Genomic DNA, 15695 nt, shown 5'->3' on the forward strand with positions numbered 1-15695 from the left:
TTATTAAATCAAATTAATACAATTATGAAAACTAGTATTTTAAGATTCATGTTAATCGCATGTCTTTTGTTCGGATGGACAGCATCGGCACAAATGATCAAGACCAAGACACCACCACGTGCAAAAGGCCAGCAAGATGTTTTACGTATGGCTGCCGCACCAATTCCAAATGTTCGTATCGCCTTTATTGGTTTAGGAATGCGCGGACCAGGTGCTGTAGAGCGTATGACGCATATTCCAGGTGTAGAAATTGTTGCTTTATGCGACATGACTCAGGAAAATACTTCAAAAGCGAATGAAATTTTAACCAAAGCCGGACTTCCTAAAGCACAGGAATTTTATGGCGATGAAAATGCTTGGAGAAAAGTAACAGCATTGCCAAATGTAGATTTAGTTTATGTTGCAACAGATTGGCTTCATCATGCCGTAATTGGAGTTCAGGCTATGAAAGACGGAAAACACGTTGCAATTGAAGTTCCTGGAGCATTGACTATGAAAGAAATCTGGGAACTAATCGATACTTCAGAAAAAACAAGAAAACATTGTATGCAGTTAGAAAACTGTGTTTACGATTTCTTCGAATTGACCACTTTAAACATGGCACAGCAAGGTTTATTTGGTGAAATTCTTCACGCTGAAGGTTCTTACATTCATGGTTTACAACCTTTTTGGGGAGAATACTGGAACAATTGGAGAATGGATTACAACATCAAACACCGCGGTGATGTATATGCAACACATGGTATGGGCCCGGCTTGCCAGGCATTAAATATTCATAGAGGAGACAAAATGAATTTCTTGGTTTCTATGGATACAAAAGCAGTTGGAAACCCAGCTTACATCAAACAAAAATCAGGTCAGGAAATCAAAGATTTTAGAAATGGCGATCATACTATGACAATGATTCGTACTGAAAACGGAAAAACAATTCAGATTCAGCATGACGTTACCTCACCACGTCCATACAGCAGAATGTACCAATTGAGCGGTACAAAAGGTTTTGCAAATAAATATCCTTTAGAAGGTTATGCTTTAGACGGAAAAGAATTAGGAGACGATGTTAAACCAAATCACGAAAAATTAAGCGCACACTCTTTTGTTCCAGAAGAAGTTAAAAAAGCTTTGATGGAAAAATACAAACACCCAATTGCAAAAGGAATTGAGGAGCAAGCTAAAAAAGTGGGCGGTCACGGCGGAATGGACTTTATTATGGATTATCGTTTAATTCATTGTTTACAAAAAGGGCTTCCGTTAGATATGGATGTTTACGATTTAGCCGAATGGTCTTGTCTTGGTCCTTTAACAGAAATTTCATTGGACAATAATTCTGCTCCTGTTGAAATACCAGATTTCACTCGTGGAGGCTGGAACAAATTGAAAAAATTAGAGTTTTCAGAATAAATAATATTGGTTAGTTAGAGGATGAGAGAGCACTATTAAAAAAGTGCTCTCTTGTTCATTATATCCATCTTTAAATAAAATCATTATGAAAAAAATCTGTTGTACTGTCCTATTTTTTCTTCTGATTTCCCTTACTGTATCGGCGCAGCAAAAACAAACTTTTGCGATTCGTGATGGGAATTTTCTCTTAAACGGAAATCCAATACAAATTCATTCTGGTGAAATGCATTATTCCCGAATTCCACAGCCCTATTGGAGACATCGCTTAAAAATGATGAAAGCGATGGGTTTAAATGCCGTTGCCACTTATGTTTTTTGGAATTATCACGAAATTGCTCCCGGAGTCTGGGATTTTAAAACAGGCAATAAAAATTTAGCTGCATATATTAAAACCGCGCAGGAAGAAGGTTTATTTGTGATTTTGCGTCCGGGTCCGTACGTTTGCGCCGAATGGGAATTTGGCGGTTATCCTTGGTTTTTGCAGAATGTTCCAAATATGGTTATTCGCGGTAATAACACAGCCTATTTAAACGCTACAAAAGCTTATTTTACGGAATTATATAAACAGGTTGCCAATTTACAAATCACCAAAGGAGGTCCAATTATTATGGTTCAGGGCGAAAATGAATTCGGTTCCTATGTTTCACAGCGAAAAGATATTCCGTTAGAAGAACATAAAAAATACAGCGCTGCGGTTTTTCAGCAATTAAAAGATGTTGGGTTTGAAGTTCCGTTTTTTACTTCAGATGGAAGCTGGCTTTTTGAAGGTGGCGCTTTACCCGGAGCTTTACCAACTGCAAATGGTGAAGATGATGTGGCAAAACTAAAAAAAGTGGTCGATCAATTTAATAATGGACAAGGTCCCTATATGGTTGCCGAATTTTATCCCGGATGGTTAGATCATTGGGCAGAACCCTTTCCTACTCAAAAACCAGAACAAACAGTTCGCCAAACCAAAAAATATTTAGACAACAATGTGTCTTTCAATTTTTATATGGTTCATGGCGGCACTAATTTCGGATTTACTTCTGGTGCCAATTACGATAAAGAGCACGATATTCAGCCCGACATGACATCATATGATTATGATGCCCCAATAAGTGAAGCTGGCTGGGCAACTCCAAAGTATAATGCTTTGAGAGAACTTTTAAAAACGAAAGAAACTCCGGCTACTCCTGAAAAAATTGCTGTCATCACGATTCCGAATATTTCTCTGTCGAAAGTTGTCGATTTAGAAGATTTAAAATCGAAAATAGAACCCGTTATTGAAGATACGCCACAAACTTTTGAACAACTAAATCAAGGCGACGGCTATGTCTGGTACAGTAAAAAATTCACACAACCTATAAGCGGAAAATTAGAATTAAACGGATTACGCGATTATGCCATCGTTTATCTTAATGGAAAAAAGGTTGCTGAATTAAATCGATATTACAAAAAATACAGCTGCGAAATTGAAGTTCCTTTCAATGCGACTTTAGATATTTTAATCGAAAATATGGGACGCATCAATTACGGTTCTCAAATTAATTCTAACAATAAAGGAATTATTAGTCCGGTAATTATCAATGGAGAAACAATTACAGGCAACTGGGAGATGTACAAATTTCCAATGAATAAAGAGCCTGATTTAGCCGCTTACAGAAACTCAGGAAAAGCAAATCGTCCTGTTTTATATCAAGGAACTTTTGATTTGAAAAAAACTGGAGATACTTTTTTGGATATGCGAGATTTTGGAAAAGGAATTGTTTTTATAAATGGAATCAATATTGGGCGTTATTGGAGCGTTGGCCCACAACAAACCTTGTACGTTCCAGGATGTTGGCTTAAAAAGGGTAAAAACCAAATTACCATTTTTGAACAAAAAAATGAAGCCCTTCAAAAAGAAGCCAAAACTATTGCAACACCAATTTTACAAGATTTAAAACCTGAAAAAGGATAGAAACAAAAAAGCCATTCACCTCGATGAATGGCTTTTTTTTATATAGTCGAAAATTAACTCCAGTTAAAAGTAATTTTCTTTTCAATTTCACTACTTAAACTCAAGAATACTGGGCAAGTCATTGCTGCACGTTCTAAAATTGTTTTGCTTTTTTCATCAGCATTGCTCTTCATATCAAACACAATTTCAATTGCACCAATTCGTCTTGGTTCTGCGTTCATGATTTTTGTCACTTCGGCTGTAGAGCCAATAAAATCAACTTCTAAATCGCGGGCCTTAATTCCCATGATAGTCATCATACAGCTTGCTAAAGCATTAGCAACTGTATCTGTTGGAGAAAAAGCTTCACCTTTTCCGTTATTATCTAATGGTGCATCTGAGATAATTTCACTTCCAGATTGCACGTGAATTGAACTTGTTCTTAAATCGCCTAAATAGGTTACTTTTGATGTCATTAATTTGCTGCTTTTAAAGTTAAATCGGTGTCGTAATATAAAATGTAAACACCTTTGTTTGCGTGTCCGCCATCTTCTTTTTTGTAATATTGAAATTTATTATCCACTTGTTCTGTGGTCATTAAATCTGCCGTTTCCTGATAGGTTTTCCCTTGAACCAATCGCATCATGGTATCAAAAGTAACATCAAACCCTTTCGTTGCATAAGTACTCGGATTTACCTTGTTTTTCAATCTATATGCTTTTTTGAAAATTAAAGCACCAGCCTCATCGCTCTCGCGCGTTACAGATGGATACATCAATTTCAGCTTAATTAAATTATCAAAACTAATTTCGTCTGTATCTAATGTACTGTTTGGTTCTAAAATAACCAATTGTACTTGACATGTTTTCTGTGAATCAAGCAATGCTTTTATCGTTGTTTTTACCATCGCTGTATTTCCGGTTTCCATTACAACGTAATTCATTCTATTTGGCAAAAGCAGACTTTTTAAATTAGCAACATCCAATCCGCCAGTTTCAGTCAATGCAGCAAATACAACACCTTTTTGATTTTGCTTAATATAATTAATTACAGATTCTTTTTTCTTGTCGACTACTGCCACAATGTTTCCATTTTTAGCACGCATATAATCAAAAATCGAATTTCGGATTACATCATTTGACGGAATCGCCTGATACAAATTATCAATTGGGTTTGCTGCATCTTTTGATAATGGAGAAATAACAGGCACACTATCTAAACGCAGCATATTTGCAGTCGCTTCGGCATTATTTTGATAAAATGGCCCAATAACTGCATTTGCATTTTGCAATTTATTCTGAGCAATTAAACTTGAAATATTTGATGACGTTTTGGTTTCCTGAGAGTCATAAATAGCCACATCAATTGGCAATTTTAAAGTTTTAGCCGAGTCAATTGCCATCATAGCTCCAGAATAAAAATCAAGAGTCATATTTAAAAATTTGTCATTTTTAATTTTAGTACCCATACTTGTTGTATCACTTTGAAGCTTTGCCAAATTAAAAGGCAATAATAAAACTACTTTCTGACGCTCATTCTGACCTCTTTTCTTTGTAAGCTCGACTACTTCAGGAGCTGCAGAAACCGTTTCTGACTTTACTTTGTCGACAATTTTAATACCGCTTGGCATTTCTGTTGCTTTTTCAATTGGTTTCTCAACAGCTTTTTCAATTGGCTGTGCCTGAGCAATAATTGGCTGTGGCGCTAAATATCCTGTCGGAACTTTTAAAACCATTCCTTCTTTTACACCTTCAGAAAGTGACGGGTTTAATGCTGTCAGTTCTTCCTGAGTCAAATGAAATGTTCTTCCTAAACTATAAAAAGTTTCTTTTGGCTTTACTTGATAATCCATATAGGAAACTGCCTTTTTAGGGGTTTCAGTTCCTTTTTTAGTTTCAGCAGGTTTAACAGCATTTGCAACTGGCGCTGCTTCCGTTTTAGGTGCAGTTCCTTTTATCGTTAATCGGTAACCAACTGGCAAATTTTCAACGATTTCTGGATTACGCTTTTCTAGTTCAGCAACACTCATATTGTACTGTTTTGCAATACCAAATTTAGTTTCCTTTGGCTGCACATCATGATAAACATATTTTTCCTGCGTAGTATTTTTAACCGTTTTTGCACTTGTTGCTACTGCTTTAGAAGTCGAACCTTTTGCAGGAATTACAAGCTTTTGCCCAATCTGAACGCCATCTTTTTCTAAAAAAGGATTCGCCGCTTTTAGGGCTTCATCAGATATTCCGTATTTATGTTCAATACTATAAAAAGTTTCTTTTGGCTGTACTTCATGAATAATTTCTTTTGAATTAGCCGATGTTTTCGCCACAGCAGTTTCAGATTTAACCGTTGCTTTAGCGCCATTTGCAGGAATCAGCAAAACCGTATTAGGCTTTACTCCATTTCGAGCATCTGGATTTAAGGCATAAATATCATAAGGTGTAACTTTGAATTTTACCGCAATCTGATTTACCGTTTCTCCACCCGAAACTGTATATTTCACCACCTTTTCCTGTGAAAAAGCAGAGCAGGTTACAAAAAAAACGAGACACAATAATGTTGAATAATATTTCATAATAGGACTTAAAACAATTTAATTTAAAATTCAAAAACAAGTTACTAAATTCTTGTTAGAGCAAGATTCGGGCCACTGTTAATTTCAACCTAAAAATTACCTCAGATCGATTTCAACTTTAGCAATAATTATTTCTTTATATAACTCATCTTCTTCCTTTTTCTTGCATTTATATAAAACTTCTTCCATATTTCCGAACTTATCTGAGTAAACATAATAGGAAAGACTATTAATATTGAAAAAGAAACTTGCGTTAAAATCACCAGAATCAATAAGTTTCATAATAAACTTATCTCTTAGTGTTGCGTCTGTAAATATACCCAAAACTAAGTAATACCCATTGGAAACTTCTTTAAGATTATCAAAAACTTCAACGTTTACCGTTTTGCCTTTTTTAAGCGGATTTTCCTCTAGCTCGCGTTTCATTTCTTCTAACGAAATAGTTTTGGAACTTTCGGCTGAACTCGATATGCTTCTGTTTTTAATTGCCTCATCTTGATACTTTTTCAATTTTACCAAAGCCAATTTATCATCAAATTTCCTTGCTTCCATACTATAATAAGAAGCTTTGCTGATGTGTCTTTTTACTTCAATCTTTTTCTGAATATCTAATGAATCAATTTTTGCAATCAGTAACTGATTCTGTGCATCGCCCTGCTCCTGCTCAATTTTGTAACGTTTAATTTCTTCTAAAGAAAGCCTTTGCTGAATTGAAGTGACATTATTATTTTTTTCGCTTTCGCGGATTTTCTTCTTGTATTCCTGATTTTCTTCAACAGCAATTTTTTCTACTTTGTTCATCAAACCAGCATAGGCTTTTCTATTTTCTGCCAATTCTTTTTTAAGCTGAGAAGACAATTCACTTGTTTTTCCGATACTTTCATACGATTGCTTTTCCAGACGTTTTGATTCATCGACATTTAAAATATCCATGCGTTTTAATTCAACTAAATCATTATTCATTGTATTCACTAATGAATCTAATTTTGCCATTAAAATATCCTGAACGTTTTTGTTTGCTTCCAAAACCAATCGAAGTTTTTCAACCGAATTTTCTTTAGAGCCATTCATATCATTCAGATTCACTTTCAAATCATTAATTTTTATAATCTTCTGATTCATTTCTTTCTGAACAACTAATCGGTCTTTTAAATCATCAATTTCAACTGTTTTGGCTTTTGTTTTTTCAACCACAACCTGCTTTTCGGCAAGAGCCAGCATCAGTTCTTCACTTTCATTTGCAGGCTTAATCGCTGTAGTATTGATGGCCAATTTATTGCCCACAATTAATCCGTTTACAATTTCTGGATTTTGAGATTCCAGCTGATCAATTGAAATTCCGTATTTTTTAGAAATCGAAAATTTAGTTTCCTTTGGTTCAACCACATGAAAAATAGTTTCCTGATTAATCACACGAACTCTTCCGTCTATTGTTTTTCTTTTATTCGGAATTGTAATCGTCTGACCAATCTGCAATCCGTTTTGCAATAAATTTTTATTTAAATCTTCTAAATCCTGAACTGAAACATTGTATTGTCTCGCAATACTGAATAAAGATTCTTTAGCTACAACAAGATGTGACGCTTTTGAAACATTTGCATTTTCAGCTTTAGAAGTATTTGAATTGTTTTGCGGAATCACCAATTCTTGGCCAATTTGAAGCCCGCCGGCAAGAATTTCTTTATTAGCTTCCTGAATAGCTTCTTGAGAAACATTATACTTTTTTGACAAAGCATACAGCGTTTCTTTTGCAGCAACAGTATGAATAATTGGAGAATCTGATTTTGGTTTTTCTGAAGAATGAAGTGGAATCTTTATAATCTGATTGTCTTTGATTCCGTTTTGTGATTCGGGGTTGAGTTTGTAGATTTCATCAACCGAAACCTTATATTTTTGGGCTATAAAATAAGCGGTTTCTCCCTTTTGAATTTTGTGCTCAATAAATGAATCTTGTGCAGTTATTCTGTTAAAAGACAAAATAAAGACAAGAAAAAACGTTAAAAATTCTCTCATAAATAGTAGGTTTAAAAAATTAAGGCATTACAAATGTAACGCCTTAATTTGAAAAATCTTACTATTCCCACTCAATTGTTGCAGGTGGTTTTGAACTTATATCGTAAACCACACGATTCACGCCTTTTACTTTATTTATAATGTCATTTGACACTTTCATCAAGAAATCGTAAGGTAAATGAACCCAGTCAGCCGTCATACCGTCTGTAGATTCTACAGCTCTAAGTGCAACCACTTTTTCATATGTACGCTCATCTCCCATAACACCAACACTGTTTACAGGAAGCAAAATCGCGCCAGCCTGCCAAACTTTGTCGTATAATCCCCATGATTTTAATCCTTCAATAAATACAGAATCAACATCTTGTAAAATCTGAACTTTCTCAGGTGTAATATCTCCCAAAATTCTGATTGATAATCCTGGTCCTGGGAAAGGGTGTCTTCCTAATAATTCTGGATCTATTCCTAAAGTAGCTCCAACTCTTCTTACTTCATCTTTAAAAAGCATTCTAAGCGGTTCTACAATTTTTAATTTCATATAATCTGGCAATCCGCCCACATTGTGGTGTGATTTAATTGTAGCCGATGGTCCTTTTACAGAAACCGACTCAATTACATCAGGATAAATAGTTCCCTGAGCCAGCCATTTTACGTCTTCGATCAAATGTGATTCATCATCAAAAACTTCGATAAATACACGTCCAATAGTTTTACGTTTGGTTTCAGGATCACTGATACCAGCAAGTTCAGAAAGAAAACGATCTCCGGCATCAACACCTTTCACGTTCAATCCCATCCCTTTATATTGATCTAATACATTTTGGAATTCGTTTTTACGCAAAAGTCCGTTGTTTACGAAAATACAGTAAAGGTTTTTACCAATTGCCTGATGCAATAGAACCGCTGCAACAGTAGAATCTACACCGCCTGATAATCCTAAAACTACTTTATCATTTCCTAGTTTCTCTTTTAATTCTGCCACCATTTCTTCAACGAAAGCATTTGGTGTAAAGTTTTGAGGAACTTCGGCAATTTTAACTAAAAAGTTCTCCAGCATTTTTGATCCATCAGTAGAATGGAAAACTTCTGGATGATATTGAATTCCGTATGTTGTTTCGCCTTCAATTTTGTAAGCAGCAAATTCTACATCATGCGTGCTTGCAAGTTTTACCGCATTTGTTGGAAGTCCTTTTATACTATCGCTGTGGCTCATCCAAACTTGGCTGTTTTCTGAAACTCCATCAAAGAAAACTTCATTCTCTTTAATATAAGACAAATTAGCTCTTCCGTATTCTCTTGTGTTTGAAGCTGCTACTTCTCCACCACTAAAGTGTGCTAAATATTGTGCTCCATAACAAACTGCCAACATTGGAAGTTTGCCACGAATTTGAGATAAATCAGGATGTGGAGCGTCTTCTGCACGAACAGAAAATGGGCTTCCTCCTAAAATTACGGCTTTATAAGGTGATAAATCACTAGGAAAGTGATTGTAAGGGAAAATTTCGCAGAATATATTTAATTCGCGAACTCTACGCGCAATAAGCTGTGTATATTGCGATCCGAAATCTAAAATAAGTACGTTGTGTTGCATGCGCAAAAATACTTTTTATATTTCAATCTTAAAAATGGAATTTTGATTTTTTTTCTTAAAAAGGCTCTAAGGTTCTAAGATTCTAAGTTTTTTTTTAAACCACAAAAATAAAAAACTTAGAATCTTAGAACCTTAGCAACTTAGTATCTTCACAAAAAATCCAAAACCCAAAATATTTCGTATCTACAGAAAAGCCCAATTTAAATTTAACTATGAAATCAAAATTTATTGTTTTGACGGTTTTACTGTCAATCTTTTTTATCTCTTGCGATGCTGTTGATGACTTATTGACCTTCAATATTTCTAATGAAACTTCAATAAAAATCAAGAGTACTTCACCAATTAATCTGCCTTCGGAAATTATCACTCCTGAAGTAACAACAAATTCATCTGCCGAATTTGAAAACAATAAAACAAAAGCAAGTCTTGTAAAAGATGTAAAACTAAGGTCATTAAAATTATCGATTTCTGATCCTTCTGATAAAACTTTTACGTTTCTAAAATCGGTTCATTTGTATATTTCTACAACAAATTCAGACGAAATAGAATTGGCTTATCAAGACAATATTATGGCAACAACCAACACAATTGATTTGATTTGTACCGATAAAAAACTGGATCAGTATATAAAAGCCAGCAGCTACAAAATAAGAACTCAGGTAACTTTGAAAGAAACATTGACTAAAGATGTAACTGTAAAAGCCGATATGAAGTTTAAGGTTACTGCGGATCCGTTTTAGTCTAAGATGCTAAGATACTAAGGTTCTAAGTTTTTTTGTACTGGGATATTTGGATTTAGCCTTAAACTAACAAGGTTCTAAAATGCTGTTCTTTCTCAGCACCTTAGAACCTCAGTATCTTAGTATCTTAAAAAATTATTCTTTCGTAACTACAATAGAAGCTTTGAATCCAGCGGCAAGATTATCCCAATAGTCATTAGTTACTAATTGCCCTTTATCATCATACACTTGAATCTCGGCAGTATTTCCTCCGAGGGTTCCAATATTTAAAGCTTCAAAATCTAATTTATTGAATCCGTCAGAGAGATTTATTTTTACGTCTTTAAAATTAGAGTCCAAAAATATTTGATCCCTAATTACCAGATCATTATTTGAAACCTTTACTAAATCGCCGTCGATTGCTCCAAAATCACGAAACTTTACGATAAAATATTGCGATTTTGTTTTAAAATCACCCAATGAAATATTTTTCTTTACCAATGTCCCTCGGCCTTCGCGAAGTCCTGCATCTTTTAAGGCTTTATCTAAATCTTTTTCCATTTTGGCAACATAACGATCGCCAGGATTAGCAAATTCAGTTTCTGTTGACATCGTGAATTTGCTTTTTTCTTCGCCTACCTGAAATTTTGATTTTGTAGTCAACTTAGTATTATCGTAAACATTTGGCGTTTTGATACTCGGAATTTCAGCAGTTGGAGCGGCAGGATCATTAAGATCAGGCATATCTGGAGCAGGCATTTTTTTTGGTTCGGCACCAAATTTTGGCGCTGGAATACTCTTGAATTTAGTACTAAATTCTGTTTGGGCTGAGATTGTTACAGCGGTAAAAAATAATATGAAAAATAAAATATGCTTCATTTAAAAAGTTTTATCGATCTCGCCTTTCTGATTTTATAAAATAGTATAGCAAAGCAAAAATAATATAATTTACTTACGCACTTTAACTTTAAGTATTTTATAACAATAATTTGGGCTAATTTTTAGAATCAAAAAACCTGCCAAATAATTATTGCTTTCTCAGATTAAATTCTAATAATAAAATTTAAAAATCCAAAATTTTCCGGATCAGCTCTTTATTTTTTTTATTTTAAAACCTATTAGTATTTTGATAGTTAACAACTTATTCTTAAATTCAAGGTTTTAATTCACGTTTATAAAAAATCAAAAAGATGGATTATATCGATTACTATAAAACACTAGAAATAACAAAAGCTGCAACTGAGGCCGAAATCAAAAAAGCCTACAGGAAATTAGCCCGAAAATACCACCCTGACTTAAATCCGAATGATAAAGAAGCGGAAAAAAAATTCAAGGAAATCAACGAAGCAAATGAGGTTTTAAGCAATCCTGAAAATCGTAAAAAATATGATAAATATGGAAAAGACTGGAAACATGCTGACGAATTTGAAAAGGCAGGTTATGACCCAAATCAGCAACAACAGCAATATTCAAGACAGCAAAGCGGACAAGATTTTTCTGGTTTTGACGGCGATTTTTCAGGAAGTGATTTCTCAGAATTCTTTAATTCGATGTATGGATCTGGACGAAGCAGTCGAAGCCAATCCAAATACAGAGGCCAAGATTTTAATGCCGAATTACAGTTGGACTTAGCATCGGCATACACGACTCACAAACAAAGTCTGACCGTAAATGGCAAGAATATCAGAATTACAATTCCGGCCGGAGTTGAAAATGGCCAGGTTATAAAAATTCCGGGACATGGTGGCGCTGGAGTCAACGGAGGACCAAACGGTGATTTATATATTACTTTTTCAATTTCTAATAATTCTGATTTTAAAAGAGAGGGAGATAATTTGTATTCAAATGTTGATTTAGATTTGTACACAGCTGTTTTAGGCGGAGAAATCAGCATCAAGACTTTTGATGGAAAAGTAAAAATCAAAGTTCCCGCCGAAACTCAAACAGGAACAAAAGTCAAATTAAAAGGAAAAGGTTTTCCTGTTTATAAAAAAGACAATCAATTTGGTGATTTATATGTGACGTACAACTTAAAAATACCTACCAAATTATCTGAAAAAGAAAAAGAATTATTTGCCGAATTATCTAAACTAAGAAATCATGAGCAGTAAAAATTTAATCCAAATAAAACAATTTTGTCTGTATCACGAAATTGAAAATACCTTTATCAAAGAACTTAATAATTATGGTTTGGTCGAAATTATTTTCGAAGAAAATGACGAATACCTAGAACCGGAACAATTGCCTGCAATCGAAAAAATGATGCGAATGCATTACGATCTTAATATCAATTTAGAAGGAATTGATGCCATTTATCATTTGCTGAATAAAATTGAAGCGCTACAACAACACTTGACAACCACGCAAAACAAACTCCGAATTTACGAAGAACAACAAAACAGCTGATTCCAAAATATCACAAAAAAGGCTGATTTCAAGAGTGATTTCAAACTAAAATGATTCTTTTTCACTGGCTTATTTTATAAATTGCAACGCATTAATTAACCTGATTTGTTTTTTAAAACAACCTAAAACAATTCAAAAAAACTCATAAAATGAAAAGAGAAAACATCTTAACAGGATCACCGTGGGAAGACAAGATGGGATACTGCCGTGCTGTAAGAATTGGTAATATCATCGAAGTTTCGGGAACTGTTGCAATCGTTGACGGCGATAAAGTAAAAGCCGATGACGCGTATGCACAGACCTATAATATAATCGAACGCGTTGAAAAAGTTTTGGAGGATTTGAATGTGGGAATAAAAGACGTTATCAGAACTAGAATTTTTACAACTGATGTTTCAACTTTTGAAGAAGTTGCCAGAGCACACTCCGCTTTCTTTAAAGATGTAAAACCTACAACTGGTTTTTATGAAATAAGTAAATTAGTTGCACCTGAATATTTAGTTGAAATCGAATTTACTGCTGTAGTACAATAATATTTTTCTGCCACGAATTTCACGAATTTTCACTAATTATTTTTCTGCCACAGATTAAAAGAATTAAAAAGATTATTTTTGATGAGCTTTAAGCTTTACTAGCTTTTTTAAATTCGTAAAAATTCGTGAAATTCGTGGCAAACTTTCCTTTAAATAATTAATGGTCTCTCAAAAACTAAAAGACATATCCCTCACTACTTTCAAATGGATTTTGATCTGTTTTTTGATAGGTGTTTTATCGGGATCAGCGTCAGCGTTTTTTTTAGTTTCACTTGAATGGGTTACACAATTTAGAATTCAGCACGACTGGATTATTTGGTTTTTGCCTTTTGGCGGATTATTAGTTGGTTTGAGTTATTATTACTGGGGAAAATCTGTTGCAAAAGGCAATAATTTATTGCTGGAAGAATACGAAAATCCACAAAAAACAATTCCCTTCAAGATGGCTCCTTTAGTTCTTCTAGGAACTTTGTTGACACATTTATTTGGAGGTTCTGCAGGTCGAGAAGGGACTGCTGTACAAATGGGAGGCGCCATTGCTGATCAATTCACTAAAATTTTCAAACTAGATAATTCCGAACGTAAAATCTTAATTATTCTCGGAATCAGTGCGGGTTTTGCATCGGTTTTTGGAACGCCTTTAGCGGGCGCCATTTTTGCTTTGGAAGTTTTGTATTTCAGCAAAATTAATTTCAAAAGTATTTTTCTTTCTTTTTTAGTGGCTTATGTCGCCTACTTTACTGTAGAATTTTGGGAAATAAAACATACACATTACAGTATTCCGGTTGTACCTGAACTTAATTTCAGCACCATTTTTTATACGGTACTAATCGGTCTTTTATCTGGTTTTGCTGCTTTATTATTTGCAAGAAGTACACATTTTTGGAGCTCTCTTTTTTCAAAAAATATAAAATATCCACCACTTCGTCCAGTGATTGGCGGCGTGATTTTAGCCATTGCAATCGCGGGTTTCGGATTTACAAAATTCTCTGGTCTTGGCGTTCCGGTAATTGTCGATTCTTTTTCAAATGCAAATCCATGGTATGATTTTCTACTAAAAATTCTTTTCACCGGATTCACACTTGGAGCCGGATTCAAAGGTGGCGAAGTAACACCTCTATTTTTTGTGGGCGCAACTTTAGGAAGTGCTTTATCATTAGTTATTCCAATGCCAATTGCTCTTTTGGCCGGAATTGGATTTGTTTCCGTATTTTCGGGCGCCACCCACACTCCTATCGCCTGCACCATTATGGGAATGGAATTATTTGGGATTCAGCCGGGAATCTTTATTGCAATTGGCTGTACAATTGCTTATTTTTCCTCGGGTTCTGTTGGAATTTACAAATCACAAATTGTAAAAGGCGCGAAATATAAATTGTATCAAAAATGGCTTTAATTTAGTCTCAGTCGCAGTTTTCGTTCATAGTTCGCACTGAAAACCGAGACAGAAAACTGACAACTAATAAAAGTGTGTTAATCTCCAAAATGTTTTCAGCATTACATTAAAAAAATGTAAATTCGCACACTATGAAAATACACGATATTCAGGCAATACAATTGTTGCTTTCTGCCCCAAAGAAAATTGCAATAATCCCACACAGAGGACCAGATGGCGACGCTATGGGTTCAACTTTAGCATTATACCATTTTTTACTCAAAAATAATCATCAGCCAACAGTAATTGCGCCGAACGATTTTCCTGATTTTTTAGCCTGGCTTCCAGGTTCAGAAACAGTAAAAATATTTGAAAAAGATACTGATAACTGTACCAAAATATTAGAAGAAGCGGAGCTGATTTTTACCCTTGATTTTAATGCATTTCATCGTACAGGTGAGATCATGGAGCAAACTTTAGCCAAGCTGACAGTTCCTTTTGTTATGATCGATCATCATCAAAAACCAGATGATTATGCGACTTACATGTATTCTAACACTTCATTTGGATCAACCTGCGAAATGGTTTACAACTTTATTTCTTTTTTAAACAAAAAAGGAGATATTGACAAAACTATTGCAACTTGCATCTACACGGGGATTTTAACCGATTCTGGTTCATTTCGTTTTCCTGGAACAACTGGAGACACGCACCGAATTATTGCTGAATTGATTGATTTGGGAGTTGAAAACACACAAATTCCTGTTTTATTATTTGACAACAGTTCCTACAGCCGTCTTCAATTGCTTGGGCGCGCGCTGCAGAATATGAAAGTTCTCGAAGAGCATAAAACTTCATATACTTCACTAACGCAGGACGAACTAGACTCTTTTGATTATGTTAAAGGCGATACTGAAGGAATTGTAAATTACGGCCTAAGCATAAAAGGTATTGTTTTTACTGCTATTTTTATCGAAAATAAAGAGGAGAAAATCATCAAAATATCTTTCCGTTCACAAGGAGGATTTGACGTAAACCAATTTGCAAGAGATCATTTTAATGGCGGAGGCCACAGCAATGCCGCTGGAGGAAAATCGCTTTTGTCGATGGAAGAAACACTAAGTAAATTTGAAGATTTAGTAACTAAACTAACAATATAACCGC

The 15695-nt window shown here is 34.6% G+C and carries 13 protein-coding genes; 8 read left to right on the forward strand and 5 right to left on the reverse strand.

Annotated features, from left to right (window positions below; all coding sequences use genetic code 11):
* Positions 1-24 precede the first annotated feature (24 nt).
* Positions 25-1401 carry a Gfo/Idh/MocA family protein gene (locus EV145_RS09685; RefSeq protein ID WP_133525015.1) on the forward strand — a complete coding sequence of 459 codons (1377 nt, stop codon included), beginning with the start codon at positions 25-27 and terminating at the stop codon, positions 1399-1401.
* An 85-nt stretch (positions 1402-1486) separates the two neighbouring features.
* On the forward strand, positions 1487-3343 hold the full coding sequence (locus EV145_RS09690; RefSeq protein ID WP_133525016.1) for a glycoside hydrolase family 35 protein: 1857 nt from the start codon (positions 1487-1489) through the stop codon (positions 3341-3343).
* Between the two features lie 53 nt (positions 3344-3396).
* Here the strand turns inward: EV145_RS09690 and EV145_RS09695 are convergent, their stop codons facing one another.
* The 4 genes from EV145_RS09695 to guaA form a co-directional block, all read right to left on the reverse strand.
* Positions 3397-3798 carry an OsmC family protein gene (locus tag EV145_RS09695; protein WP_133525017.1) on the reverse strand — a complete coding sequence of 134 codons (402 nt, stop codon included), beginning with the start codon at positions 3796-3798 and terminating at the stop codon, positions 3397-3399.
* Positions 3798-5894 (reverse strand): LysM peptidoglycan-binding domain-containing protein, encoded by a 2097-nt coding sequence (locus tag EV145_RS09700; RefSeq protein WP_133525018.1) that lies wholly within the window; start codon positions 5892-5894, stop codon positions 3798-3800. The genes EV145_RS09695 and EV145_RS09700 overlap by 1 nt, the downstream gene beginning before the upstream one ends.
* Before the next feature lie 96 nt (positions 5895-5990).
* A complete protein-coding gene (locus tag EV145_RS09705; RefSeq protein ID WP_133525019.1) occupies positions 5991-7907 on the reverse strand; it encodes a LysM peptidoglycan-binding domain-containing protein in 1917 nt (638 codons plus the stop codon).
* A 61-nt stretch (positions 7908-7968) separates the two neighbouring features.
* Complete coding sequence (gene guaA / locus EV145_RS09710) at positions 7969-9498, reverse strand: glutamine-hydrolyzing GMP synthase (RefSeq protein WP_133525020.1); 1530 nt, start codon at positions 9496-9498, stop codon at positions 7969-7971.
* Positions 9499-9710: 212 nt separating this feature from the next.
* Between guaA and EV145_RS09715 the strand changes: the two genes are divergently transcribed.
* Positions 9711-10238 (forward strand): hypothetical protein, encoded by a 528-nt coding sequence (locus EV145_RS09715; protein ID WP_133525021.1) that lies wholly within the window; start codon positions 9711-9713, stop codon positions 10236-10238.
* Between the two features lie 135 nt (positions 10239-10373).
* On the opposite strand, the gene EV145_RS09720 is transcribed toward EV145_RS09715, so the two are convergent.
* Positions 10374-11096: a hypothetical protein gene (locus EV145_RS09720; protein ID WP_133525022.1), complete on the reverse strand. Its 723-nt coding sequence runs from the start codon at positions 11094-11096 to the stop codon at positions 10374-10376.
* A gap of 311 nt (positions 11097-11407) precedes the next feature.
* On the opposite strand from EV145_RS09720, the gene EV145_RS09725 reads away from it, so the two are divergent.
* The 5 genes from EV145_RS09725 (at position 11408) to EV145_RS09745 (ending at position 15691) form a co-directional block, all read left to right on the forward strand.
* Complete coding sequence (locus EV145_RS09725; RefSeq protein ID WP_133525023.1) at positions 11408-12328, forward strand: DnaJ C-terminal domain-containing protein; 921 nt, start codon at positions 11408-11410, stop codon at positions 12326-12328.
* On the forward strand, positions 12318-12623 hold the full coding sequence (locus tag EV145_RS09730; RefSeq protein ID WP_133525024.1) for a chaperone modulator CbpM: 306 nt from the start codon (positions 12318-12320) through the stop codon (positions 12621-12623). Before EV145_RS09725 ends, EV145_RS09730 begins: the two co-directional genes overlap by 11 nt.
* Positions 12624-12772: 149 nt before the next feature.
* Complete coding sequence (locus tag EV145_RS09735) at positions 12773-13156, forward strand: RidA family protein (RefSeq protein WP_035648901.1); 384 nt, start codon at positions 12773-12775, stop codon at positions 13154-13156.
* A gap of 160 nt (positions 13157-13316) precedes the next feature.
* Complete coding sequence (locus tag EV145_RS09740) at positions 13317-14552, forward strand: voltage-gated chloride channel family protein (RefSeq protein WP_133525025.1); 1236 nt, start codon at positions 13317-13319, stop codon at positions 14550-14552.
* Positions 14553-14683: 131 nt separating this feature from the next.
* Positions 14684-15691 (forward strand): DHH family phosphoesterase, encoded by a 1008-nt coding sequence (locus tag EV145_RS09745; protein ID WP_133525026.1) that lies wholly within the window; start codon positions 14684-14686, stop codon positions 15689-15691.
* Positions 15692-15695: the final 4 nt, after the last annotated feature.

The sequence above is a fragment of the Flavobacterium sp. 245 genome, assembly GCF_004362055.1.
Lineage (GTDB): Bacteria > Bacteroidota > Bacteroidia > Flavobacteriales > Flavobacteriaceae > Flavobacterium.